Consider the following 24521-nt stretch of genomic DNA (forward strand, 5'->3'; position numbering starts at 1 on the left):
GTGGAAAGTCTTTCTTTGGATTATTAGTCTCGTATTTCACTTATTCACGCTTTACAGGCTTGGCAAGCGTTAGCCGGATTGGAAAAGACGGCGTGTTTTGATTATACGCCATTTAACCCACTCAATACCCATGCGTTTTGCTGAACGCATATCAGTCCACCAAGCATCCGCCTTAATCGCAGGGGAAGCAACTGCCAATCCAGTCAGTGTGACGTTTGGCATTGCACGTTCCAATTCTAGAAGCGCACGTTCCATATGGTAATTTGAGGTGACGATTATGAGTCTGGTGTATCCAGATTTCGTGGACCATTGGGCGACTTCCAAACCGTTTTCATAGGTTGTGCGGGCCTTATATCCGAGTGTGGTGCAGCATTCAAAGAAAGCTGTATCAACGCCGGCTGCAATGGCAACTTCATCTGGCTTGGCTTCTCGATTAACGCCAGAAATAAAAAGGGGAAGGTTTTGGTCTTTGGCAATTTCCGCAGCAAAAGCGATGCGATTGCTACCGCCTGTTAAAGCGATGACCGCATGTGGGTTTGACGTGTCAAATTGGGGTGTCGCCAATTGCGCGGCCCGGTATGAAAAACTCACAAAGTCATAACCTATCAAAAATAGGCAAAATACCAAAAAGGCATTCCTGATTTTCTTTGTCAGACTTTTCATGCGTCTCGTCGGGTTCCTATATTACACTAATTCTGCGAGCGAGCGAATAACAGTGATTCGCGCAGCCATCATGGCGGATAGTCCCGCAATGATAGGTGTTAGCCCAAGAATCAGCCCATCTACCATCGATAAGGATAATTGTGGCAGAAGCCAGACCTGACCGTCCGATTGTTTGGCCATATATAAAAGTATAGCAGCGGAACAAAGTGCTAAAACAGCGCCGACAGTGCCCGCTTGTAATCCAAGTCCCAAAAATCGTCGTTCAAACATGCCGGCAATATAGCTATCTTTTGCACCGCATAAATGCAGGACATTGACGATTTCCTTGCGCGCTAGCAGGGCTGAATGCGTTGCGAATGCAATCACGGCGATTGCTGTGGCCGCCAAAAGCGCCACGGCGATAAGGGCAACCAATCGCGCTGAATCTGTTGCTTTGCGTACATCTTCAGACCAGACAACATGATCATCTACAGTGGCCGTGATTTTTTCGGCTGCAAAGCTGGCTTCTAGTTTGGGACCAAGACCAGAGACGCCTGCAAATGCTTCGGCAGCGATGAGTTTGGGCAGAGGCAATCCATCAGGGACACCGTTTTTACCCAGCCATGGGCTGAGCAATTCTTCAGCATCGCTTTTATTCAGAGCACGAGCGGATGATATCCCTTTCTGACGGCGAGTGATTTCCAGTGCTTTTTTCAAATGAAGCGGTGTGCCTTCGACGCGGATCGTGATTTGACCGGTGACATCATTTGTCCAGTCATTTGCAGCAGAATAGGCCGCGCGTGCTGAAAGGGCCGCTAAGGCTCCTAGAAAACACAAAGCGCAGACAACAAAAAACAAAGCTGCGTCGCGGGCATCTTCTTTAGGCAGGAGGGAGGATGTACTCATGAAATTGTAAAACTCGGCCTATTGCTTACTTGATGCATGACACTTCCATCGGCGAGGCGCAAAACTTCTGCGCCTGCATTTTTAACCATATCCTGATCATGTGTGGCAATCAAAACAGTTGTTCCCAAACGCTTATTTAATTCCTGAAACAATCGCAGCAGACGATCACCCATTTCTGGGTCGACATTCCCTGTTGGCTCGTCCGCAATTAAGAGGTCTGGCTTGCCAACGATTGCACGCGCGATAGCGACACGTTGTTTTTCGCCGCCAGATAATGTTTCGGGGCGGGCATCTAGCCTGTCACCCAGTCCGACCCAACGCAGTAATTCGATGACATCATCTCTATAGTGTTTTTCAGGTTCGCCGACGACACGAAGCGGCAAGGCTGCATTTTCATAGGCGGTGAGATGATCGAGGAGGCGAAACTCCTGAAATACAACGCCGACACGTCTGCGCAGTTTGGCTAATCCTGTGCGGTTTAGTCGTCCGGTATTTACCCCAAACAGGGAAATGTTTCCCGACGTCGGCAGCAGGGCAAGATAGGCCAACTTCAAAAGCGTTGTTTTTCCTGCACCAGATGGTCCCGTTAATAGGGTGAAGGATCTTGCGTGTAATTCCATCGATACCTGAGTCAAAACGTCCTGATCTAGCCCATATGATAGGCTGACTTGATCAAATTGCACTGCAGGCTCTTCCAAAGACATATTTTTCATGGTTACCAAAAGTTTCCAATTTTATGTGACTATATCAGGTATTGGTTGGACATTGTTAACTGAAAGTGTGTTTTCGATAGCATTATGATTTTGATTTGTCCGTCTTGTCAGACACGATATTTTACTTCCGAGGCAGCTTTAGGCTCTTCTGGACGCAATGTGCGCTGCGCAGCTTGTGATCATTCATGGTATGCGAAACCTCCAGAAACTCTAGAAGCGGCTTCACAATCAGAGGAAGATACTGGTTTAACCCGTTCTCAGGTGGAGAGGCTACGCCAAAAAGCAGTTGAGAATGCCACTAATCGGTCTGGACCGCACGCCGAGCTTAGGGAAAAGCAAGCAAAGCGTCGTAGCCGCAATCGTGTTCTTGCAGCGAGTGCAGCATGGGTTGTTTCTGGGATAACATTTGTTGGTGTGGCAAGTGGTGCAGTGAATTACCGTCAGGAAGTTGTCGAGTTCTGGCCCAAGTCAGCATCTGTCTATGCCATGATGGGCATGGAAGTGAATCGTTTTGGTTTGGAGTTTGGTGAATTATCGGCGCACCGCTCATTTGATGGTACAACACCGATTCTGACGATTACAGGGTCTGCCTCCAACATTTCTGATCGGCATCGGGCATCACCGATTGTAAGAATTAGCTTGCGCAATGAGCATGGTGAAATTGTGCAAGTTGAGCGCGTGAATTTGCTCGATAATGTTGTTGCGCCCGGACAAACATCAAGCTTTATGGCGCATATCGTATCTCCGCCCATGGATAGTTTTGATCTTCAGGCAAATTTTGAAAGTCCGCAAAAGGCCGTTGACGGGTTTGAAGATCATTATTCAGCGCCTGTAGATAGCGAGCCGCACTCGACGAATGAAGAGCATGGTGATGCTGCTGGTGAGCACGATGTAAATGACCATGAGGCAACTAGCCATGACGGTGATAGTCATGATACGCCTGCCAGCAACTCAGCTGACCATGGAACCACTGATGAGCACCACTGAGATACCTAATTTTGATGTCCTTTTGACAAAAGAAGAAATCGACGCTCGCATAAAGCAAACAGCAGAAACGCTTGTGCCTATGCTTGAAGGTAAATCCTGGACAGCGATTGTTATTCTTTTAGGCGCTGCACCTTTTGCATCTGATCTATTAAGAGCGCTAGCAGATCGCGGTATTGATGTTGGGTTTGATGCGCTTTGGTTAGAAAGCTACCGTGATGCGCGGGAAAGTTCTGGGCGTGTGGTTGTGCGGGCTGATATTCAAAGGTCCATTGCCGGTCGCGGCGCACTTATACTCGATGATGTGTTTGATTCAGGACGTACGCTCGAATTTGCACGTACACACCTAATGGCTAAAGGCGCAAGAGAAGTGCGCACATGTGTATTTGCAAGAAAACCCGAAGCTGCGCCAACGGGGTTGGATGCTTGGGCATATGATGCGCCGCCACGTTATCTTGTCGGTTATGGTATGGATGATGCTGGACATTGGCGTGGATTGTCATATCTAGGCGCGGTGCCAGAGTGAAATTATTATAGAACGGTGGGTTCCATATTAAAAGCGTTTTAGCAATCTTAGCAGATAATCCATTTCATCATCACTAAGACCTTGTTTTGATGAGCGTTCGCGTAGCTCTTCGAGGATTTCGTAGGCGCGTTGCCTGTCCATTGTTTCTGGCACTTTGATTTCGTCGCCATCGCCGATAAGGCCGTTACCTGTTGGTCGACCTAGAGGGTCAGAAGCATCCTGTGCCTCATTTAAATCTGTGCCATTGCCTTGTTCGCCGCGTGCCTTATCCGCTTCAGCAGCCATCTCAGTGGCTGCGCGAGTGAGTGCTTTTTCTGCATCCTTTTGGTGACGCATTGCTGTTTCTAAATCGCCTTCAGATAAAGCTTGTGCCGCTTTGCGTTGCGCTTCTTTAGCTGCGGTTACAGCATCTCCTTTAGGTGTAAGGCGGTAGCCGTCCTCATCCATAGGATAGTCACCTGTCATACCTTCGATTTCACCATTTGAGCCAAATGATTGAGAGCCATTTTCTGAACCCGTACCGTTTTCATTTGAAGGTGAGGGGCTGTTGAGATGTCTCTCTGCTAATTCTTTTTGGCGCTGTTCAAGGGATGGTCCACTGCCATTGGGCGCTGAAGGTTGCCCTGATTCACCGGGTGTGGCGTTTTGTTGTTCGCGTTGTTTTTGCAATGTGTCATCATTTAAATCACGCTGATCACGTAATTCTTCTGCGAGTTTTTCTAATTCTTTGGATGTTGGGTTTTGTTGACTGCCCAAAGGGTCACCAGACATGGAATTGGAGAGTTGTAGATTTTTCATTGCCTCCAGAAGATCGCTCATATCAGACAATAATTGTCTTGCTTGCTCGGTCGCGCCTGTTTCTGTGAGCTCTTCTAGTGTTTTCAGCATTTTTTCTAAGTCTGAGCCGCCAAGTTTCATTGAGTTGGGAGCTTCACCATCAAGGTCTGCTGGATCAATGCCGCGCCTTAAAGCTTCAGCAAGACGCATATCGACATAATTCTGGACGGCTTGCTTATACGCTTTCATTAGGCGTTTGATGTCTTCTTCAGAGGCACCGTCCCGCAAAGCCGTTTCGAGGGCTTTTCTGGCAGCTTCCAGTGCGCGGGCGGCATCAGCAAGGGTGCCATATTCTGCACGCATGGCGACAGACCATAAAATGCCTTCGGAAGTATCAGCTTCCGGTTTGGATTCTGCGGATGCGATGATGTGTTTGGCCTGACGCAATCCAAGATAAATGACACGATCATTGAAATATGTGTCTGGTTTATAGGTTAGCGAATCCAGCATGATAGCGGCGCGTTTAATCTCTTTGGGCGCTTTTTCTAATTTTGATGGTGGTATTGGCGATATTTGCCCATTGTCCATGATTTCAGCGTTGGCTGTGGGTGCTACATCATAATCTTGCCATTCCCGCAAAACGACAGACCGCACTTCCATAGCTGCCCTTGCCATCGGTTGCAGGAATAATTTTTGAGGGAGGGTGAATGCAACTTCGCGTGAATCGCTTTTTTGTCCCGCCGCATCACTCACTCTTAGAAAAGCAATGATAGGTATGCCGGCCCATTTATGGCGCGTCAGATTGAGGGCAGCTTTATTCTTGGCTTTTTGAGGCTCGATGCCCGGAAGATCCAGTTTTATCGTATCGGTGAAGTTTTCCTCGCCGGCTTTGGGCTTAGCTGGACGAATGATAAGAGACACATCCGTTATCCCATAATCATCTTGGGCGCTCCAACCAAAGGCAGTGCGGTCATTGTCATCAATTTTCGGGTAGCCATCAAATGTAATTGTTGGGAATTGATCTGCATTTGTACTGATATCGTAGGCTGCGCGTTTTCCCCACCAGTGTATTTCAGCGGTGACTTCTTTTTGAAGGTCTAGTTTGAGTTTGGTTTCATATGTGCCATCTGCGCCGCGTTTTAGCGGGAGAGATTTGGTTTTTTTGCCATAATGCAGTTTGAGTTTTGGCTTACCATGCGTTTCAACGCGTATCGTAAATTCTGAGCCTGCCGGTGCACTAAAAGTTTGGTTTGCCGATACATCAAAAGGGGCGTGGCCCGTATAAGCAGGGGGCGTGACCCAAGCTTGCGCGATCAGGTTATCAGCGCCAACCAATGTTCCAAAATCTGCCTTGAATGTATTTTGTAGGCGAGGAATAGTTAAATTCCCAGCGAAGACGATGGATGCAATGAGGGCAATCGGCGTGATGAAACGAAGGAAAAGTGGATCAATGGCTTGCGCCTTTTTCCATAGAGATGGCTGAGGAAGGTTTCTCGCTTCCGCTAGAACTTTTTCTCTATGTTCTGCCCACATAGCTGCAGCTTGAGCATGAGGGCGTACGGGATTATCAATCAAAGTTGATGCGGGGCGGGTCTCAGATAAGGCATCAACTTCAGCAAAAGCATCTTGCTGTGTTGGTTTGGAAAAGTTTTTGATCCCGCGAATGGCAAGACCAATGCAGATTAGAATAGTGGTTAGTGTCGCTGCAGCGCGGAGTTTGGGGCTAACAGCTTCTAGCGCGCCCGTGAATGACAATATCAACCAAAGGCCAAGAATGAATGCCAAACCACCAAATGCCGACACATAAGCAAGCCAGTTTAGCCGCTTATGTGTGGATTTTATCATTTGGCTTATACGTTCTGCGCCATTCATTATTATTGATCAGGCCTTAGTTTGTGTCGCGTTGGAATTACTCTAACCAGTCAGGCTGTTTTTCCAAAGCGATGATGTCATCATAACTTGGCCTTGGGCGGATTACGCTAAATGAATCGCCATTGACCAATACTTCTGCTGCGAGAGGTCTGGCATTATATTGTGATGAAAGAACGGCACCATAAGCCCCAGCTGACATAAAGGCGATTTTATCATCTTGCTTTAACGGATGCATTGGGCGTGCTTTTTGGAAACGATCGGTTGTTTCGCACACTGGTCCAACCAAATCTACGGGAGCAATAGGCGCATCGCTTGCCGGTTCGATAAGGGGCTGCACCTCGTGGATTGAATCATAAAGTGCGGGGCGGGCAAGGTCGTTCATGCCTGCATCGAGGATTACAAAAGTGCGACCATCGCGTTCTTTTACATACTCAACATTCGCCAGCATAACGCCTGCATTTCCGGCAATCATGCGGCCGGGTTCAAGGATGAGTTCGACATCAACGCCTTGTTTTACTTCACGAATCATTTGTGCGTATTTGGCTGGTGAGTCTGGGTTATCTTCAGGGGCGTAGGGTATGCCTAATCCGCCACCCAGATCCATACGTTTAATTTCTATACCTTGGGCACGCAATTCGCGCACTAATGCGACCACTTTTTCAAAAGCAATACGCATGGGTTCAATGTCCATAATTTGGCTACCAATATGAACATCCACACCGATTGGGTTAATGCCTTCCATAGCTGCAGCTTTAGCGTACATATCTGCGGCTTCGTGCCAAGCAATACCAAATTTGTGTTCTGCACCGCCCGTGGAGATGTTGGCATGGCCGCCAGCGTCTACGTGTGGGTTTACGCGAAAAGCGATCGGCGCGACTTTGCCCAGTCCGATCGCAATTTCATTGAGGCGCTCCATTTCAGGGAAGCTTTCAACATTGAATTGGTGAATGCCTGCATTTAACGCAGCTGTTAGCTCTGCGTGTGTTTTTCCGACACCTGAGAAAACGATTTTTTCTGCTGGAATGCCTGCGTGTAGCGCTTTGGCCAACTCTCCACCAGAGACGACATCCGCCCCAGCGCCAAGCTTGGCCAATGTGGCGATGACACCAATATTTCCACAAGCTTTCACAGAATAGGCGATAAGGTATTTTGACCCTTCAAAAGCCTCTGCAAGCACATTGTAGTGTCGCTCTAATGTTGCCGTTGAATAAACGTAAGTCGGGGTCCCAACTTGGTTGGCGATGTCATCCAATGGAACGCCTTCACATTGAAGACGGCCATTCACATAGTTGAAATGGTGCATTTAATTCGGTTTCATTTTGAAAATCCATGTGAATAGATGGGCTGTTTTTATTCACATGGATTGAAGATAATTGTGTTGTGGTTAGCCTTCAGGGCCGCCAAGAAGTTCATCATCTGGAATTTCTTCTTCGATGATTTCATCTTCAACGACAGGAGGCTGAGGTGGCGCTGCAACGGGTTCTGGATCATTGCGGAAGATTGGTTCAGGACGTTCCAAATCTCCGGGTAGGCCACACGCTGATAAAGATGCAAGGGCTGTCAGGCCCAGAATGATTTTCATTGGTCTCATAATAGGCGTTCCTTCCATGAAGCAATTTGCTCGCGTACACGCACCGGGGCTGTACCACCATAACTTTGACGGCTGGCGACAGAGGCGTCCACACTCAATATATCAAATACATCATTTGTGATGCGTGGTTCAATAGCTTGAAGCTCTTCAAGTGACAGATCCCACAATTGCACGCCTTTTTCTTCAGCTGCTTTCACGCTGGCACCCGTAATGTGGTGGGCTTCACGGAATGGGATATTCAAATCGCGCACCAGCCAGTCAGCAAGATCAGTGGCAGTTGAGAAACCGCCTGAAGCTGCCTTTGCTAGATTCTCTTTATTGAAGGTCATGGTTTCGATCATGCCTGTCATAGCTTGTAGAGATAGGTCTAGGCTATCAAAGGCTTCAAATGTGATCTGCTTGTCGTCTTGCATATCCTTGGAATAGGCAAGCGGCAGTCCTTTCATCAGGGTGAGCATCGCAATTAATGAGCCATTTGCACGGCCTGTTTTGGCGCGCACGAGTTCTGCTGCATCAGGATTGCGTTTTTGAGGCATGATGGATGATCCAGTTGACCAAGCATCAGACATACGCACGAAGGAGAAAGGGGAGGATGACCAGATGACCAATTCTTCGGCGAGGCGTGAGAGATGTTGGGCACAGATTGCAATGCTGGATAAGCTCTCAATCGCATAATCACGCGCTGATACGGCATCGAGTGAATTTGCCATTGGGTGATCAAATCCAAGGGCTTCTGCTGTCATTTCTCGGTCGATGTTAAATCCTGTACCTGCCAATGCAGCAGCACCGAGCGGACATTCATCCATGCGGTGGATCGCATCCGCAAAACGAGAAAAATCACGCGAGAACATTTCAACATAGGCCATTAAATGATGGCCAACTGTGACAGGTTGAGCAGTTTGTAAATGTGTGAAACCCGGCATAACCCAATCCACATGGGTTTCAGCTTGGCTTAATAAAGCTTTCATCAGGGTTTCGATCTGGTCTAGCCGCGCTGTACAAGAGGCTTTCACCCATAGCCGAAAATCGGTTGCAACCTGATCGTTTCTAGAACGGGCAGTATGCAAACGCCCCGCTGCGCCACCGATTAGTTTTTTTAAACGTGCTTCGATATTCATGTGAATATCTTCGAGTTCAACCGAAAAATGAAATTTATCGTGACGAATTTCATTTATGATTTTGTCGAGCCCTTCGACGATATCGTCGCAATCGACTTCGTTGATAATGCCTTGTTCACATAACATTTTGGCATGGGCGATAGAACCAGCTACATCTTCCTCGGCCAGACGTTTATCCACGTTGATCGATGCATTTATAGACGTCATGATTGAATCAGGCTTTGCGCTGAATCGTCCACCCCACATCTCTTGTCCTTTGGTGTCGGAGGGCGTATCTGAACTGTTCTTGTCTTGTTTACTAGTCATATCTGATCAAGTCTCGTCGTAACGTGTAGGAGTTTGCGTTCATGCCTAAAGCTATTACTCGATTTGGCATACCCGCAATGTTGATAGTGGGTGGATTATTTGTCGTTGTCGCATTGTTTTCAGCGAGTAACCAGCCAAAGACAGGTAGTTCAGGACTAAAACGTTATGCAAAAGGGGATTTGGCAAGTCTAGAATTGTCTGCTGGTAAAGCTGCACCAAGTGGTGAATTTGATAATGCAGAGGGTAAAGCCGTAAGTTTACAGGATTTCAACGGGGAAGTTGTTGTTCTAAATATCTGGTTTGAGGCTTGTCCACCTTGTGAAGAAGAGATGCCGTCTCTGGGCCGCCTGCAAGAGGCCGTTCAAGATGATGGTGTACGTGTTGTCGCTGTTGCGGTTGATCGTGAATACAATCGGGAAAATACACGCAAATCATTAGAGCAATGGACAAATGGTGTGTTGGATTTTTATTTCGACACGACCTACGGCATTGCCTATGATACGGGCGCAAAGGGTATGCCGACAACAATTATTTACAATAGAAACGGTGAGGAAGTCGCCCGCTTTTCGGGTGGTGCTGACTGGTCGAGTGAAAATGCGATTGCCTTGATAAAAGAAATCGCATCTACAAAATAGGCCGACAAAAAAAGTCAGTGAAATTGGAAATCTAAATAAACATCGTCACGGCTAGTTTATTTAGAAAGTCTGAGTGCTTTTGAAGCAAGCTCCTGAAACGTCTCATCCAGCTCGTTACCTTTAATATTATAGGCGTGACTGTCGCTTCCGGCACATTCTCTAAGTAAAGCAATCGCTGTACTGTCATAATATGAATGCAGGTCGAGCGCGATGGTAAAAAGCTCAACGTCTTTGCTGCGGATAACTTCACATGCATCCAGCATTAAACTGTTGAGATCGTTATTGCTAATTTCATCTTTGTTTATGCCTTTAGGGACTTCACAATCTTTGGTACTGCCGGTGTACCGTCCCCATTTATTGTAATGATTAGTATAGGTGCACCATCCATAATAGCTGTAACCTTCTGAGTTGGTTGCTGTGTTTTCACCATCAGTCAACATAATCATGATTTTACGTGACTTTGTTGAATGGAAGCTGTCTGGCTTAGTATCTGAATTATAACCAAAAAAATTGTTCCAGTTTGCCTGTTGTGAGAACATGCGATACCCCCACATGAGGCCGATATCGGCATGTGTGTTTCCGCTTGGGTTAAGCTGGTTGAGCTTTTTAATAATCTGTGGGCGGCTCTGAGACATAGCTAGCATAGGGCTTGGGCAGTCTGAGTTTGGGTCCCAGCCAGCGACTTTTCGGGCAGGCCATTTCATTTTGGATGGCGGAACGTCTGTGAGAGGCGTTACATTACCTGAACTGCTTATTTTGCGCTCGTCTTTTGTCGCAGTGATGCATCCAAGCCAGCCTGATGAGCCAAAATCATCGTCAATGTCGGAATCACTATAGCTTCCAAAGTCAGAAAAACCGGGTGGATATAAGTTCTCCGTAAAATCCTGAAAAGACGTAACTTGGTTGGTTCCATTTCCATAATTGGAATTGTGGATTGCGGGGCCAGGAGAGGCATCCCATGTGCCCGGTCTATCCATATTGATATTTACTGTTGCGTTCCAAGGTACAACACCAACCTGTACTGTGCGTTCGTAGACGGCATTGTCGAATACACTGTTTACAAAGTTAATTGAGGCTGTGCGAAGCTGCTTCATGCGGTTTTGAGAACTCATTGATCCTGAAGTATCGAGCACCAACACGATTTCTAATTTTCTGGAATCTCCAACTGTCGCTGCGGCAAGTGCTGGTAGTACAACATCGCTTTTGCCAAATAATCCACCAAAGATGAGTTTTATTTTGGTTGAAGCATTTCCGACAATTTCTCCGTCTTCCTTGAAGACTAATTGAATTTGGTTGTTTTCGAAATTGTTTGAAGAAGATAGAAGATTTGCGGTGAGATAATCAGAAGCGATTTTCTGAGAATCTTCCTGTCTCTTGGTTTCTTTGACTTGAACTGAGCTTGTTAAATATGCGCGGGCAGCTGCAAGAACGGCGGAATCTGTGGCTGCTTGAAGGTGCATTTTTGCACTATCCATACGCCGAAAATCTATGGTGAAGCCGATAATGAAAAGTATGACTGTGAGAAAAAGCGCAAACATAGGCGCGACACCCGCATTGGTCGCGTTTAGAAACTGCTTCAACGTTTTTTGAATTGAACGCACTTAAATATCACCTTTATACAGTCACCCACTGACTGGTAGTGATACTGTATAAACATTTCTATTTCTTTGCTTTTTGCGTATTCAACTTCGTACATATTGTTAGCGTGGGCTTAACTATACTGTTCAGAAATCGCCGTTTGTATTGATGTCATTCAATTTTTATAAGCAAGATTTGGAATATATCAAAAGTAGAAATGTTCTGTATATCGGGACAGAATTAGCGAGTTGGAATAGGAGTTTCGCCGCGGTAATCGTAGAAACCACGATTTGTTTTGCGGCCCAGCCAACCCGCTTCAACATATTTCACCAAGAGTGGGCAAGGACGATATTTCGTATCTGCAAGGCCATCATGTAAAACCTGCATTATGGACAAACATGTATCGAGACCAATGAAGTCTGCTAGCATGAGTGGGCCCATTGGATGATTAGCTCCAAGCTTCATGCTTGTATCAATCGAATCTACTGATCCAACGCCTTCATAAAGCGTATAAACAGCTTCGTTGATCATCGGCATTAGAATTCGGTTTACTATAAAACCTGGAAAATCTTCAGAGTTTGTGAGTGTTTTTCCCAATTTCTCGACAATGAAAGCAGCTGCGTCGTATGTTTCCTGATTGGTCGCCAAACCACGAATAACCTCAACAAGGTTCATGACGGGCACAGGGTTCATAAAGTGGACACCGATAAAGCGTTCAGGTCTGTCAGTCGCTGCAGCTAGGCGTGTAATGGAAATAGATGACGTGTTGGTGGCGAGCATCGCGTCATCTTTTAGATAGGGTGTAATATCTTTAAAGATTTGCGCTTTGATTTCTTCTTTCTCTGTTGCTGCTTCAATGACCATATCAGCAGAAGAGAGCCGTTCTAAAGGTAGCCCGGACTTTATCCGCGCTAGGGCATCGTCCATTTCTTGTTGGGTAATGGTGTCTTTGCTGACCTGACGCACCATATTTTTTTTGATGACATTCAATGCAGCTTCAATACGGTCTTGCGTTACGTCATTTAGCAAAACGTTGAAACCAGCCAAGGCACAAACATGTGCGATACCATTGCCCATTTGCCCTGCGCCAATTACGCCGACAGTTTCGATGTTGCCCATGCCCTAAACCTCTACATTGTATCTGAAAATGCATGCGTTCGTGCTACGTATTCAGAATTTATACCCGTATCATAATGTTTTAGATGACATAATCCCTAAAACATTATTGAAAATTGTTTCGAGCTATTATGTCTAAATAGAATGAAAAATGCCACCCATGAAGGGTGGCGTATAAATAGTTCTTTGTGGTGTCTATTATAAGGTTTCAGCTAGCCCGTTGAAGACTGTGAACTAAATCAGCGATGACGTACTTCATCTTCGTTTACGGCGCTGAAAATCCGATATCAAGCTCCTGTGGTTCGACACTTCTAGATTCACGTATGTGTTTAGGGAACTTTATAGCTGCAAATAGCGTTGGTTGGTGGAAGGGAGACAAATCTCATGACAGATATTTTTGAAGTACTCAAAACCGACCACGAGGTTCACAGAAAATTACTGGAGCGCTTATCTGAGACTTCAGGAAATTCTTCTGAACGTAAAAAATTATGGGAAGAATTTTATTATGATGTCAAATCCCATGCCGCCGCCGAAGAAGAAACTTTCTACGCGAATTTAATGAAGACTGAGGATGGTCAGTCTAAGGCGCGTCATTCGGTGTCTGAGCATAAAGAAGTAGATGATGTGCTGGATGAGTTGAATGAAATGGATATGTCTTCCAGTGGTTGGTTGAATCGATTCAATTCAATGCGCCATGATTATGAGCATCACATTGACGAGGAAGAAGAAGATATTTTTCCTGTCGGCAAACAAGAACTATCTACGCAAACTGCGCGTGAATTGGCAGCAAAATTTAAAGAGAGAAAGTGTAAAGAACACGATCTTGTTGAACAAAAGACTGAAGAAAAGCTCGAAGAATAATTTTGGAAATTACTCAATAAAAAAGGCCCACAACAAAACATGTTGCGGGCCTTTTGTCGTTTCTTTACAGACGTTTATAGAGCGTCAGTCAGTTCTGGAAGAACGTTGAATAGGTCAGCTACGAGGCCATAATCAGCGATTTGGAAGATAGGTGCTTCCTCATCTTTGTTGATGGCGACGATGATTTTTGAGTCCTTCATACCAGCCAGGTGTTGGATGGCCCCAGAAATACCCACAGCGACATAAAGTTCAGGCGCAACCACTTTACCAGTTTGCCCCACTTGATAGTCGTTTGGTGCATAACCAGCATCCACTGCCGCACGAGACGCTCCAACAGCAGCGCCAAGTTTATCGGCCAATGGGAAGATGAATTTTTCAAAGTCTTCTTCAGATCCAAGCGCACGTCCACCAGATACAATACGTTTGGCAGATGTTAGCTCTGGGCGGTCAGATACTGACAAGTCTTCTGACACAAAGCTTGATTTGAACGGACCAGCAGCTGCTTCGATTGTTTCAACAGAAGCTGACCCTGTTTCGCCCGCAGCTTCAAAAGCAGTTGTACGAACGGTAACAACTTTCTTGGCATCAGATGATTTAACAGTTTGGATCGCGTTACCTGCATAGATTGGGCGCTCAAACGTGTCAGCATCCACCACAGCTGTGATGTCTGAAAGCTGCATCACATCGAGTTTGGCCGCGATACGTGGAGTAACGTTTTTACCCATCGTTGTCGCGGGTGCAAACAAGGCGTCATAGTTTGCCATCATCGGTGTGATAAGAGCATCCATAGCTTCAGCAAGTTGTGTTTTGTAAGGTGCACCATCAGCGTGGAGAACTTTACGCACACCATCGATTTTTGCAGCTGCTTCAGCAACTGCGCCAGCACCTTCACCTGCCACTAAAATATCAATATCACCAAATGTTTTGGCGGCAGTGACTGTTTTGTGTGTGGCATCGTTTAAAGAGGTGTTATTGTGGTCTGCAATGATGAGAACAGCCATTAGATTGCTCCTGCAGCTTTAAGTTTGGATACAAGTGTTGCGACGTCTTCAACTTTTTCACCCGCTTCACGTCCAGCAGGTTCAGTTACTTTCACAACAGTCAGGCGAGGTGCGATATCAACGCCGAAAGAAGCAGCTTCTTTTGTGTCGATCGGCTTTTTCTTCGCTTTCATAATGTTTGGCAAAGACGCATAACGTGGCTCGTTCAAACGAAGATCTGTGGTGATCACAGCAGGACCATCAAGCGCGAGTGTTTGCAATCCGCCGTCAATCTCACGCGTGACATTCACTTTACCATCTTCAACAACAACTTCAGATGCAAATGTACCTTGCGGCCAGTCAAGCAAGGCTGCAAGCATTTGCCCTGTCTGGTTGTTGTCATTATCAATCGCCTGCTTACCAAGAAGCACCATGCCTGGTTGTTCTTCATCGGCGATGGCTTTAAGGATTTTGGCAACAGCCAAAGGCTCTACATCACCTTCAGCTGTGACGAGGATACCGCGATCTGCGCCCATCGCCAAAGCTGTACGCAATGTCTCTTGTGCCTGTACAACACCGATAGAAACAACGACGATTTCAGTGACAATGCCCTTTTCTTTAAGACGAACTGCTTCTTCAACAGCAATCTCACAGAATGGATTCATGGACATTTTAACGTTCGCGAGATCTACACCTGATTGATCAGGCTTAACGCGAGGCTTAACATTGTAATCAATAACCCGCTTAACAGGTACGAGAACCTTCATCTAGGCGTCTCCGGAAGTTTATTGGTTAGCGTGGACATGCCACATTGTTTAAAATTCAAAGTATCATCCCGATACAAAATTCGGCTACCATCCGTAAGGTTCATGCTGCAATGCGTCAAGATCACTTAAGGGCAGTTTAGAGACTATCGATTTGCACCGGGAATCCATTTTACATCTTGTTTTCCGTTTCCATTTGCGTACCGAGCTGCAACGAATAAAAAATCCGATAATCTATTTATGTAGGCAAGGGCTGGAGGGGAAACAATTTCACCTTCGGTATCATTTAACTTGGCGATGAGTGTTTCTGCACGTCGGGTAATTGTTCGTGCCATATGTAGATAGGTCGCCAAAGGCGTACCTGCAGGCAAGACAAAACTATCCAATGGCGGGATATCCGTGTTCATTCTGTCGATTTCAGCTTCCAGCCATTTTACTTGAGATTCCACTATACGCAACGGTTCCCATTCTAAAGGTTTGTCTTGTTGTGGATCAGGTTCAGGTGTTGCGAGATCTGCACCTAAATCAAACATATCATTTTGAATACGCTCAAGGGCAGTCGCTAGCTTTGAGTGCTGACCAATGTGCAATCTAGCAATACCAATTGCACTATTGGCTTCATCCGTCGCACCATAGGCTTGCACCCTTATGTCATATTTGCGAACGCGTTGCCCTGTTGCTAAACCTGTGGTGCCGTCATCACCGGTACGCGTATATATCTTGTTGAGTTTGACCATATTAAGCGCCTTTAAGTTTCAATTCCTGCTTTGAGAATGCGTATTCTCTGGACTTGGGTTCATCCAATTGCACCGGAAGAAAAGCCTATCGCGATCAATATAAGAATAGCGATAAACTGAGCAAGAACGCGTAGCCGCATCAATTTATTAGAACGCGAAGGTTGTTTGTCTGATTTTGAAAATAGGTTTATTAGCCCCAAAACAAGGATAATAAACACTGCCGCCATTGCGACATAAAGCAAAATGCTGAGTGGAGTATTCATGTGTGCCAGTCTAACTCACTTATTTCGCGCTGGCGACCCGCATTTTGAGCGTAGTAAGAATAATAAATCATATCAATATTCACACATGAAGGAAATGTACGTTTTCTTCCAGAGTATTTTCGCTAGTGTAGAGAAAATACTCTGATGATGAGAATGGAGCAATCCCAATCCGGTATGGTAGAAGTGGTATGAAAAATGAATGCAGGCTTTTGTGAGCTTTGATGTCGCTTTTTTTAGACAATTTAATGTACTGAGCATTCGCCTATTTGATATTATTTAATGTGTGAGGATTTGAATTTGTCCCAAAACCAACCTTTATCACGAAACAAAATTTCAAAACTGAAATGGTCGGTGATCGCTGTTATTGTCTTAGTGGGGGCTGTGTTGGTAGGTGCGCTTTTTACTGCGGCATTTGTTCCTGTGGGTATTTCACAAAAAATTCAAAATAAAATCAGTGAAGTTCGCGCCAAGCCAGTTGTGCGCGGAAATAATGTTGTGTCTGAGTGGACGCAATTTGAAACAGCTTACCTGACCTTAGAGAAAACAGAAGTTAGCTTGGGAGAAGTTGACGGAAGCGCGACTGGTGGAGGTATAGATTATTTTGGAAATTCGCTCGTTTATGCGGCTGCAAATGGCTTGATTGGCTTTCTGGATATGGCGGAGAGCTCGATAGAATATTCAGATATTCGAGTGCCTATGGACTATGATGAAGTGCGCCGAGACTATTTTTCAGAACAGTCTGAATTTAATCAAAATTGGTATCGTGTCGCGGATATTCTAATTGCGCCAATTCCTAACACACAGCGCGCCTATTTATATGCCTCGCATCACCGCTTTACTCCAGATGACATGAATATATGTCTCTATGTCAGTCGCATAGAAATTGAAAACACGTCGAATGGAGTCGAGTTTGTATCTGGAGAGTGGGACGAAGTTTCCAAGCTCAATGCTTGCTTGAACATGGAAGAGCGAGAGTGGAAATTTTCGGGTCATATGTCCGGCGGTCGAATGACGCTTTTGGGTGATGATCAGATGCTCGTCTCTGTTGGGACTTATGCTTTAGGTAATTTTGAAGGCGAATGGGATGCTGTTCAAGCAGATTCTGGAAATGACCTAGGGAAAATTATCAATATCAATCTCACAACGAAAGAAACAAGTATTTACGCCACTGGATTTAGAAATCCCCAAGGACTTGTCTTTGATGCATCTGGACGTTTGTGGGAGGCTGAACATGGCGCGCAAGGCGGCGACGAAGTTAATTTAGTAACGCAAGATGCTAATTACGGTTGGCCGAATGTATCGTACGGATTTGACTATGGCGGACCGCGCAAGCCCTTTGAACTTAATCCTGAGCAAGGACGTCATGAGGGCTATACCAAACCCGCATTTTCTTTTGTGCCTTCAGTTGCTGTTTCGAATATAATTCCAGTTGAGAATGCAAAAGGTTTTAAACTTTGGGATGGTGATATTCTAGTCCTATCTTTGAAGGAAAAGACAATTTTCCGCTTGCGACCAGATGATGGGCGTATCGTTTATGCCGAGCCTATCGCAACGGATCGACGTATGAGGGATGGCTTTATACTGGAGAATGGATGGTTAGCTTTATTGACTGGCCGAAATTCAGTGATTTTTATTCGGACTGTTAAGGGCAATGAAAACTCTACAAAAGCCCTTTCAATTTCAGGCTATGACTCAATTTTGCCCCTTGAACAAAAGGCTGCTGATTTTGAACGAGAGTTCAGTTGGGGACAAATGCTTTTCACTGGGAAATGTGCGAGTTGTCATGAAGTCGATGAATCAAGCAAAGTCGGACCAGGGTTAAAAGGTATTGTTGGCCGTAAAATTGGAGGCCAAGAAGGCTTTCCCTATACAGATGCGTTGGCAAATGCATCTGGAAAATGGAATGCCTCCAAATTGAATGCATTCCTAGCTGATCCAAATGCTTTCGCCGAAGGTACATCCATGCCGGGAGTTGGAATGGATAAGTACGAACGCAAAGCGCTGGTCGAATATCTTGCTGAATTAGAATAACTAGCGATGATCTCAAAGTCAGGGCTTTATGTCTTGGCTTTGAGGTATTCTTCTATCGAACGTCGGGCAATCACCATTGCTTGGACTTCGCCGGCACCTTCGAAAATGTTGAGAATACGTGCATCGCATAAGACTCGGCTAATGGCATATTCCAAGGCAAATCCGTTGCCGCCATGAATTTGAAGAGCATTGTCAGCTGCTGCCCATGCGACGCGGGCACCAATGAGTTTGGCCATGCCTGCTTCTAGGTCACAGCGCTTGCCACTGTCTTTTTGTTTCGCAGAGTAATAGGTGAGCTGGCGTACACCTACGAGTTCTGCTGCCATCATGACAAGCTTGTCTTGAACGCGAGGAAAATTAAATATTGGGCCGCCAAATTGTTGTCGATCTAGCGCGTATTGCAAGCCAAGTTCTAAAGCAGCTTGAGCAGTACCGATGGCACGAGCTGCGGTTTGAATGCGAGCACCTTCAAACGTGGCCATCAGGTATTTAAATCCCATGCCATCGCCTGCTTCACCGCCAAGAAGGTTTTCTTTAGGGACCTCAAATCCATCAAAACCTAATTCGTATTCTTTCATCCCGCGATATCCGAGAACTTCGATTTCACCACCTGTCATACCATCTGCAGGAAAGGGGGTGTCTTCTGAGCCGCGAGGTTTTTCGGCGAGGAACATGGATAGACCTCTAAAGTCGGTCGTGTCTGGTTTTGTACGTGCCATGACGGTCATCAAGTCTGATCTTGAGGCGTGGGTTATCCAAGTTTTATTGCCAGTGATATTCCAATATTCACCATTAAGCGTGGCTCGAGTCCGAAGGGCACCTAAATCAGAGCCTGTATTTGGTTCTGTGAACACTGCCGTTGGCAGTATTTCACCGGATGCTATTTTAGGCAGAAATGCTTCTTTTTGAGCTTGGGTGCCGCCATTGAGAATGAGTTCGGCTGCAATTTCGGAGCGAGTTCCAAGGGAGCCTACGCCAATATAACCGCGTGATAATTCTTCAGACACGACACACATGGCGAGTTTGCCCATGCCAAAACCGCCAAATTCTTCAGGAATGGTTAGTCCAAAAACACCCAATTCTGACATTTCATTGACAACACTCATGGGAATGAGTTCGTCTTTCAAATGCCATTCATGAGCATAGGGGACGACTTTTTCGTCTGCAAATTTTCGAAATTGATCACGCACCATAGACATGGTTTCATCAAGACCGGAATTTTCAACTGTAGCTTGGCCCTTAGCATTTTTAATACATTCGGCAGCGCGCAGTCTTATTGTTGGCGTGTCGCCAAGTTGTATCAATGTCTCAACTGCCGGGGTTGTCACGAAATCTGCGATAGTGTTTTGAGAAATACCCAGATCAGACGGGCGCGCCATTTCGCACTGCGTCATTGGAATACCGCTGGATAATTGTTTTAGATATTCTGAAAATAATATCTGGCTTAGCAGGGCGTCAGCCTCACCAAATTCTCCTGCTTCAGATAAGCGGTTTGCCCAATTTGATGTTTGGGTCAATGTTTCAGCATAAGCACACATCCACCCTAGGCCGTGTGTAGAGCGCTGTTCTGCATCCATGAGTGAGCGGTTGATTTTTCCGTCAGGTGCTATCTTTGGCACAACAGAATTAAGAGCACAGGTGTAAAAAATGTTGGCAGCTTTTGCTGCGTCAGCAAACAACTTAGGAAGTTTGTCTCGGCTAAGTGCTGTTTTATCTGTATTTTCTGTGTTCTGTGAAGATGTTGTATTCGCTGTCATCACTCATTTCCCTATTATGCTGCGGTGCAATATAGCAGAAATAAATGATTTGTCGCCCCTACCTTTAGGAGAGGAGGATTACAAAATAAGCTTAGGCGCTGTTTCGGCGAACTAAACGCCTGCTTTTAGTGTTAGTAGCAGCTTGAATTTGGGCGGATCGTAAGTTCCGAAGCTGATGAGAAAAAGCATTTCTCCATCTGTTCAGGTTTGGCACCGATGTAAGTTACCTCAAATGAGCAGTAGAATTTTCCGCGTCCAAGATCTTGGCAACTCAAATCATTTATAGATTCAAGTGGTGCGCCGTCCGACCATTCAGATATAGCTGCTTTTACTTTTGAATTAGTAGGAGATTCATACCCACTATTGCATGCGCTAGTCAAAGCTGTAGCTATGCAGATAACTGCCCCCAATAGATATTTCTTCACGATGATTCCCCTCAAAAACGATCGGTAGTTTGCAATTACAGATTGCGCCCCTCGGTCTTGGATGTTCATTTCCCAAAATTACTCAGTTAATTCAATAACACGACTAAGTTAACTGAGCGTTTCATAATATTGGGAAAGACAAAAGTAGGAAACTAAGCCTTTTTATCTTTTAAAAAGAGAGGGGAGGTGGCTTCTACACTTCATGATGAGGAGCATCTACAATATCAGCAGGGTTTTCACCTAACAATTCTTTTTCTCGCATTGCCCAGAGACGTTTTTGATAACTTGTTTGAATAATATCGGTGATAACAAGTACACCAATTACTAGGTAGAAAGTTGATTTTGAAAGGGCTTCAATTTCGTATCCGAAGAAAGATAAGTGTGCGAGATGCCCCCCTTCTGACACAAGAAGTACACCTACGAGGAATAGGATGAACAGACCTAACACCTCATACATTCTATTTTTCTTCAAGAAATCGGCTACATAATCAGCCATGACTATCATCAAAATACCAGAAGCGATAATCGCGATCGCCATGATGACAACTTGGTATTCTGTTGTTCCATCGGCTGTCTTTGTATTGGCGATTGCCATAGCGGAAAGAATAGAATCAAAAGAAAAAACAAGATTCATGGCAACGATCATTGAGATCGCCTGAGTGACTGATTTTTTCTTTTCGCCTTCGGAACTCTCAATATGATCAACGACCATAAGGTGAGAAATTTCTTTGATGGCTGTGTAGATGATGAAGCCGCCCCCTGCGAGTGTGACGAGTGCTTGTAGGTTGAAATGGCCTTCTATGATGCCTTCAAAGGGAATGTGAAACAAAGGTGCTTCAAGAGCACTAAATAGTGAAACGATCACAATAAGAAGAACAATACGAAACAGCATTGCCAAACCTATTCCCCATTTTCGAACCATCGAGGCTTTTTCTTCGCCCACACGTTTGGATTCAATGGAGATGTATAACAAGTTATCAAACCCGAGTACGACTTGTAAGGCCAATAGCATTAATAGGGTGAAAAAGCCTGAGACTGATAATAATTCGGCCATTCTGGTGTCATCTCCGCAGGAGTATTTAGTTAATGTCGCATAAATCGATGTTATCGGAGCTTAAACGCACCAATACTGATTTGTGAAGGTGATCAGCGTGTTCGCTGAATTTTATGGGTGATGATTTAAGGCTGGAAACCATAGTTTAATGTTCAAATTGGCGTAGTCTTTCTGAAACTGCCTTGGCAGCGGCCGATTCAATTGCATCTGCTTCACCAAAACGTTGCAAAGCAAGTCGCCATAACCATTTTGCCCCACCTGGGCGACCAGATGCTGCGGCGTGATCGCCAGCGAGGGCAGTCAGCTCGGCGAGTTCAGGTGTGTTTTCGTCTCCCTCTTGCACCAAGCTTCTACGGATATCGGCAAGTAGAGTGTCAGCATTTTCGAGTTGTCCAGAATCTAATGCATCTCTAATTGGTTGAAGTCTTGGGTAGGTGCCGGATTCAAAATCAACGCTAGAATCTGAAATAGGGGCAGGGGGTGGTAATTCTGACGATGTATGGTCTTCGTCACTCATTTCGTGATGGGGGCCAGACATAGTTGTTTCAGCGAGAGTTTGAATGTCCATGGGTTTGCTGGAAGATGCGGCAAGCTCAGGGGCTGTTTCACTGTCTTCTATGATTTCTAGCTCCGCCAGAGAATCTATGGTTTCCAATTCGTCAAGTGCTTCAACGTCTTCTATTTCTGGTAAGTCGTCTTCAGGTAAGTCATCAGGCTCTTCAATATCAACGTCTTTTATATCTATGTTTTGAATTGTCGCTTCGTCTTCTGATGCTTCTTCTGGCAGTTCTTCTAGCTCAATTTCTTCTAAAACATTTAGATCTGATACATCAGAAATGTCCGATACTTCGTCAGTTTCTAGTTCCGTCTGTTCATCAATACTGGCATCGAGTTCTTCAATATCTGATAACTCTTCTAGTTCCACATTTTCCAATGGTGACGCATCTGTTTCCCCCTCCAAAGAGGTTTCGGACAGATTTAAAGTATCTAGATCTTCGTCTGAGTTTTCCGGGGTTGAATTCTCTAATAGAGGTTCATCCTCATTTAGGCCGGAAACGTCGAGTTCAGCTTCCTCTTCGAGTTCTGGTAGCTCAACGTCAGCTATTTCCAAAGGCTCTTCAAGTGTTTCAGTTTCTAGTGCTTCTTCATCTTCGAAGCTAGCTTCCAGAGGTGTCTCATCTGCTTCTTCCAAAGAAACTTCAGATATTGTCTCTTCTTCTGAATTGATGCCCTCTTCGTTCGCTTGAGCCTCCGTTATGGACAATGGCTCAACTTCACTTACCTCTATGTCGGGAAGTTCAGATTCAAGTTCAAATGCATCTATTTCAGTCGTATCAAGTTCGGGCAAATCATCCGCTGTAAATGACGCTAAATCTTGAGTTGGGCTAAGTGCTTCTATTTCTGAGTTAAACTCTTCAATGGTTGCACTTATTTCGTCTTTCTCGGAGAGGTCTTCTGATGTCGTCGTTTCAGTAGATTGATCCTCATTATCTAATTCAACTTCATCCAATGTTTCAACTGGTTCTAATTCTTCAATCACATCTGATTCTAGGGCTGATTCTTCAACAATATCTAGCGGTTCTTCGCTAATCTCTGCGTTATCAGTGATAGTGACTGGTTCAAGTTCTTTAATTGATTCCAGATCTAGATGTTCAATCGGTTCAAGGTTGGAAATAGGTGAGTTTGATCCTAATTCGTCTGTTCTTGTTTCTAGAGTTTCGATATCAAGGTTTTCGTGTTCTACGTCTGGTTCTTTTTCATCTACATCTAGATCAAAATCAGTCTCGAATCCCTCTATTTCGACTGGCTCAGTCTCATGTTCAGGTTTTTCGTTTAACGCGAATATAGCTGCGCTTCCGCCAGTTGATGCGACTGCTTTTGCTGTTAACGCGCCGAGTTGCTTTTCAAAAGCATCATCTTCGTCGATAACTTCTGCTTCGTCTTCATCGGAAGAGTGATTTTCATTTTCTTCGATGATGGTGTCTGCATCGGTATCGGCTTCGTCCATCGCAGCATTTGCAGCTTCTAGTGCAAGCGTTTCGATATCGTCATCGTTGAATTCGGTGTCCATTTCCGAGGCAAACTCTTCAATGACCTGTTCCTCTTGCGAGACATTGCTGGGCGTATCGAATGTTGTGCTCGAAGATGTATCTTCTGAATCAGGACTTTGTCCTGATGTATTGTGAAAATCCATAGGTTCTTCGACAAGCTTTATATCAGACGTGTCTTCAAGGTCGCTCGCGCCAAATCTAGGGCGTTCAAAAGGTAATTCATCTCTTGGGTAGGCTGGGCCTTCGGAATAATCTTCTTGTTCATCTTCCTTGGAACGTAGAGTATTGGCCGCAACTCCTCCGGCGACACCAAGCGCTGTGGCCCCAATTATGCTATCGGTTGAGTTTGCATTGTCTTGTTCAGTTGCGCGAGGTCTGTCGAGGTCCTCGGCGGCTTCTTGTAACCAGCTTGGGCGTTCATGTGGATGTGGTTCATTTTGAGTGTCTTGATCCGCAAAAGCAGGACCGGATAAATCAATTTCAGGAGCAGGTTCAGGATAACGCCAGTTAATTTGCTCAATTTTGGCGCGAGGGGATAACCCCATTAGGAAGAGAACAAGCCCTAGCAATGTAAGGACAAGGCCGACAGCAACTAACCATAGCGTTTCAGTGTCGGTGACATTGAAGACGCCGCCCGGCGAATCCTTTCGTAACCAAATGAACCAGCCTCCACCAATTGCCAAAAGAAGGCCCGATAGCAGTTGCAGCGCTCTAATCATTTTGAATCTGCGTCCTTGTAATCATTTACACTACTTCACACCCGATATCTCGCCTTCCGGCTATTATACTGCTCACACCTAGAAAGATAAACGGTTGGTTAATTCAATACCTAAT

General features: G+C 45.4%; 22 protein-coding genes. 5 read left to right on the forward strand and 17 right to left on the reverse strand.

The features are described 5' to 3' along the window. Window positions 1-69 precede the first annotated feature (69 nt). From HBAL_RS01150 to HBAL_RS01160, 3 genes are all read right to left on the reverse strand, one after another. Complete coding sequence (locus tag HBAL_RS01150) at window positions 70-591, reverse strand: YdcF family protein (RefSeq protein WP_233356717.1); 522 nt, start codon at window positions 589-591, stop codon at window positions 70-72. A gap of 93 nt (window positions 592-684) precedes the next feature. Next, entirely contained in the window at window positions 685-1548 is an 864-nt protein-coding gene (locus HBAL_RS01155) for a cell division protein FtsX (RefSeq protein WP_012778092.1), read from the reverse strand. After that, window positions 1545-2261, reverse strand: a complete 717-nt coding sequence (locus tag HBAL_RS01160) for a cell division ATP-binding protein FtsE (protein ID WP_012778093.1) — start codon at window positions 2259-2261, stop codon at window positions 1545-1547. Before HBAL_RS01160 ends, HBAL_RS01155 begins: the two co-directional genes overlap by 4 nt. Before the next feature lie 84 nt (window positions 2262-2345). Between HBAL_RS01160 and HBAL_RS01165 the strand changes: the two genes are divergently transcribed. Continuing rightward, window positions 2346-3248 carry an MJ0042-type zinc finger domain-containing protein gene (locus tag HBAL_RS01165; RefSeq protein WP_012778094.1) on the forward strand — a complete coding sequence of 301 codons (903 nt, stop codon included), beginning with the start codon at window positions 2346-2348 and terminating at the stop codon, window positions 3246-3248. Continuing rightward, window positions 3235-3771 carry a phosphoribosyltransferase gene (locus HBAL_RS01170; protein ID WP_012778095.1) on the forward strand — a complete coding sequence of 179 codons (537 nt, stop codon included), beginning with the start codon at window positions 3235-3237 and terminating at the stop codon, window positions 3769-3771. Before HBAL_RS01165 ends, HBAL_RS01170 begins: the two co-directional genes overlap by 14 nt. Before the next feature lie 27 nt (window positions 3772-3798). Here HBAL_RS01170 and HBAL_RS01175 read toward each other — a convergent pair whose 3' ends face one another. The 4 genes from HBAL_RS01175 to argH form a co-directional block, all read right to left on the reverse strand. Beyond that, a complete protein-coding gene (locus HBAL_RS01175) occupies window positions 3799-6393 on the reverse strand; it encodes a DUF4175 family protein (protein ID WP_233356718.1) in 2595 nt (864 codons plus the stop codon). 64 nt (window positions 6394-6457) lie between these two features. Next, on the reverse strand, window positions 6458-7723 hold the full coding sequence (lysA, locus tag HBAL_RS01180; protein ID WP_012778097.1) for a diaminopimelate decarboxylase: 1266 nt from the start codon (window positions 7721-7723) through the stop codon (window positions 6458-6460). 81 nt (window positions 7724-7804) lie between these two features. Then, window positions 7805-8011, reverse strand: a complete 207-nt coding sequence (gene lptM, locus HBAL_RS01185; RefSeq protein WP_012778098.1) for an LPS translocon maturation chaperone LptM — start codon at window positions 8009-8011, stop codon at window positions 7805-7807. Further along, window positions 8008-9435, reverse strand: coding sequence for an argininosuccinate lyase (gene argH, locus HBAL_RS01190; RefSeq protein ID WP_149037343.1), 1428 nt, complete (start codon window positions 9433-9435; stop codon window positions 8008-8010). Before argH ends, lptM begins: the two co-directional genes overlap by 4 nt. 41 nt (window positions 9436-9476) lie before the next feature. On the opposite strand from argH, the gene HBAL_RS01195 reads away from it, so the two are divergent. Further along, a complete protein-coding gene (locus HBAL_RS01195) occupies window positions 9477-10070 on the forward strand; it encodes a TlpA family protein disulfide reductase (RefSeq protein ID WP_012778100.1) in 594 nt (197 codons plus the stop codon). Between the two features lie 56 nt (window positions 10071-10126). Here the strand turns inward: HBAL_RS01195 and HBAL_RS01200 are convergent, their stop codons facing one another. Beyond that, window positions 10127-11671 (reverse strand): TadE/TadG family type IV pilus assembly protein, encoded by a 1545-nt coding sequence (locus HBAL_RS01200; protein ID WP_012778101.1) that lies wholly within the window; start codon window positions 11669-11671, stop codon window positions 10127-10129. Between the two features lie 217 nt (window positions 11672-11888). Then, window positions 11889-12767, reverse strand: coding sequence for a 3-hydroxybutyryl-CoA dehydrogenase (locus HBAL_RS01205; RefSeq protein ID WP_012778102.1), 879 nt, complete (start codon window positions 12765-12767; stop codon window positions 11889-11891). 381 nt (window positions 12768-13148) lie between these two features. Between HBAL_RS01205 and HBAL_RS01210 the strand changes: the two genes are divergently transcribed. After that, window positions 13149-13625, forward strand: coding sequence for a hemerythrin domain-containing protein (locus tag HBAL_RS01210; RefSeq protein WP_012778103.1), 477 nt, complete (start codon window positions 13149-13151; stop codon window positions 13623-13625). Window positions 13626-13699: 74 nt separating this feature from the next. Here HBAL_RS01210 and HBAL_RS01215 read toward each other — a convergent pair whose 3' ends face one another. From HBAL_RS01215 to HBAL_RS01230, 4 genes are all read right to left on the reverse strand, one after another. Beyond that, on the reverse strand, window positions 13700-14626 hold the full coding sequence (locus HBAL_RS01215) for an electron transfer flavoprotein subunit alpha/FixB family protein (protein ID WP_012778104.1): 927 nt from the start codon (window positions 14624-14626) through the stop codon (window positions 13700-13702). Then, window positions 14626-15372 (reverse strand): electron transfer flavoprotein subunit beta/FixA family protein, encoded by a 747-nt coding sequence (locus HBAL_RS01220; RefSeq protein ID WP_012778105.1) that lies wholly within the window; start codon window positions 15370-15372, stop codon window positions 14626-14628. Before HBAL_RS01220 ends, HBAL_RS01215 begins: the two co-directional genes overlap by 1 nt. A gap of 143 nt (window positions 15373-15515) precedes the next feature. Continuing rightward, the gene (locus tag HBAL_RS01225) at window positions 15516-16106 is read right to left on the reverse strand and encodes a cob(I)yrinic acid a,c-diamide adenosyltransferase (RefSeq protein ID WP_012778106.1); all 591 of its coding nucleotides are present in this window, start codon (window positions 16104-16106) and stop codon (window positions 15516-15518) included. 59 nt (window positions 16107-16165) lie between these two features. Further along, window positions 16166-16369: a twin transmembrane helix small protein gene (locus HBAL_RS01230; RefSeq protein ID WP_012778107.1), complete on the reverse strand. Its 204-nt coding sequence runs from the start codon at window positions 16367-16369 to the stop codon at window positions 16166-16168. 297 nt (window positions 16370-16666) lie between these two features. On the opposite strand from HBAL_RS01230, the gene HBAL_RS16230 reads away from it, so the two are divergent. Beyond that, on the forward strand, window positions 16667-18400 hold the full coding sequence (locus tag HBAL_RS16230; RefSeq protein ID WP_012778108.1) for a PQQ-dependent sugar dehydrogenase: 1734 nt from the start codon (window positions 16667-16669) through the stop codon (window positions 18398-18400). Window positions 18401-18426: 26 nt separating this feature from the next. Here HBAL_RS16230 and HBAL_RS01240 read toward each other — a convergent pair whose 3' ends face one another. From HBAL_RS01240 to HBAL_RS01250, 4 genes are all read right to left on the reverse strand, one after another. Next, window positions 18427-20157 (reverse strand): acyl-CoA dehydrogenase family protein, encoded by a 1731-nt coding sequence (locus tag HBAL_RS01240; protein WP_012778109.1) that lies wholly within the window; start codon window positions 20155-20157, stop codon window positions 18427-18429. 131 nt (window positions 20158-20288) lie between these two features. Beyond that, a complete protein-coding gene (locus HBAL_RS16550; protein ID WP_149037344.1) occupies window positions 20289-20582 on the reverse strand; it encodes a hypothetical protein in 294 nt (97 codons plus the stop codon). A 193-nt stretch (window positions 20583-20775) separates the two neighbouring features. Beyond that, window positions 20776-21636 carry a TerC family protein gene (locus HBAL_RS01245; RefSeq protein WP_012778111.1) on the reverse strand — a complete coding sequence of 287 codons (861 nt, stop codon included), beginning with the start codon at window positions 21634-21636 and terminating at the stop codon, window positions 20776-20778. Window positions 21637-21781: 145 nt separating this feature from the next. Further along, complete coding sequence (locus tag HBAL_RS01250) at window positions 21782-24406, reverse strand: midas domain-containing protein (RefSeq protein WP_012778112.1); 2625 nt, start codon at window positions 24404-24406, stop codon at window positions 21782-21784. Window positions 24407-24521 lie beyond the last annotated feature (115 nt).

It is taken from the genome of Hirschia baltica ATCC 49814 (genome assembly GCF_000023785.1).
GTDB lineage: Bacteria > Pseudomonadota > Alphaproteobacteria > Caulobacterales > Hyphomonadaceae > Hirschia > Hirschia baltica.

Bases quoted from the DNA above. Each gene is read 5' to 3' on its own strand.
- HBAL_RS01245 (WP_012778111.1), bottom strand. From the start codon at position 21,636: ATGGCCGAATTATTATCAGTCTCAGGCTTTTTCACCCTATTAATGCTA.
- HBAL_RS01155 (WP_012778092.1), bottom strand. From the start codon at position 1,548: ATGAGTACATCCTCCCTCCTGCCTAAAGAAGATGCCCGCGACGCAGCT.
- HBAL_RS01205 (WP_012778102.1), bottom strand. From the start codon at position 12,767: ATGGGCAACATCGAAACTGTCGGCGTAATTGGCGCAGGGCAAATGGGC.
- lysA (WP_012778097.1), bottom strand. From the start codon at position 7,723: ATGCACCATTTCAACTATGTGAATGGCCGTCTTCAATGTGAAGGCGTT.
- HBAL_RS01240 (WP_012778109.1), bottom strand. From the start codon at position 20,157: ATGACAGCGAATACAACATCTTCACAGAACACAGAAAATACAGATAAA.
- HBAL_RS01165 (WP_012778094.1), top strand. From the start codon at position 2,346: ATGATTTTGATTTGTCCGTCTTGTCAGACACGATATTTTACTTCCGAG.
- lptM (WP_012778098.1), bottom strand. From the start codon at position 8,011: ATGAGACCAATGAAAATCATTCTGGGCCTGACAGCCCTTGCATCTTTA.
- HBAL_RS01230 (WP_012778107.1), bottom strand. From the start codon at position 16,369: ATGAATACTCCACTCAGCATTTTGCTTTATGTCGCAATGGCGGCAGTG.
- HBAL_RS01175 (WP_233356718.1), bottom strand. From the start codon at position 6,393: ATGATAAAATCCACACATAAGCGGCTAAACTGGCTTGCTTATGTGTCG.
- HBAL_RS01195 (WP_012778100.1), top strand. From the start codon at position 9,477: ATGCCTAAAGCTATTACTCGATTTGGCATACCCGCAATGTTGATAGTG.
- argH (WP_149037343.1), bottom strand. From the start codon at position 9,435: ATGACTAGTAAACAAGACAAGAACAGTTCAGATACGCCCTCCGACACC.
- HBAL_RS01225 (WP_012778106.1), bottom strand. From the start codon at position 16,106: ATGGTCAAACTCAACAAGATATATACGCGTACCGGTGATGACGGCACC.
- HBAL_RS01210 (WP_012778103.1), top strand. From the start codon at position 13,149: ATGACAGATATTTTTGAAGTACTCAAAACCGACCACGAGGTTCACAGA.
- HBAL_RS01220 (WP_012778105.1), bottom strand. From the start codon at position 15,372: ATGAAGGTTCTCGTACCTGTTAAGCGGGTTATTGATTACAATGTTAAG.
- HBAL_RS01160 (WP_012778093.1), bottom strand. From the start codon at position 2,261: ATGAAAAATATGTCTTTGGAAGAGCCTGCAGTGCAATTTGATCAAGTC.
- HBAL_RS01215 (WP_012778104.1), bottom strand. From the start codon at position 14,626: ATGGCTGTTCTCATCATTGCAGACCACAATAACACCTCTTTAAACGAT.
- HBAL_RS01250 (WP_012778112.1), bottom strand. From the start codon at position 24,406: ATGATTAGAGCGCTGCAACTGCTATCGGGCCTTCTTTTGGCAATTGGT.
- HBAL_RS01170 (WP_012778095.1), top strand. From the start codon at position 3,235: ATGAGCACCACTGAGATACCTAATTTTGATGTCCTTTTGACAAAAGAA.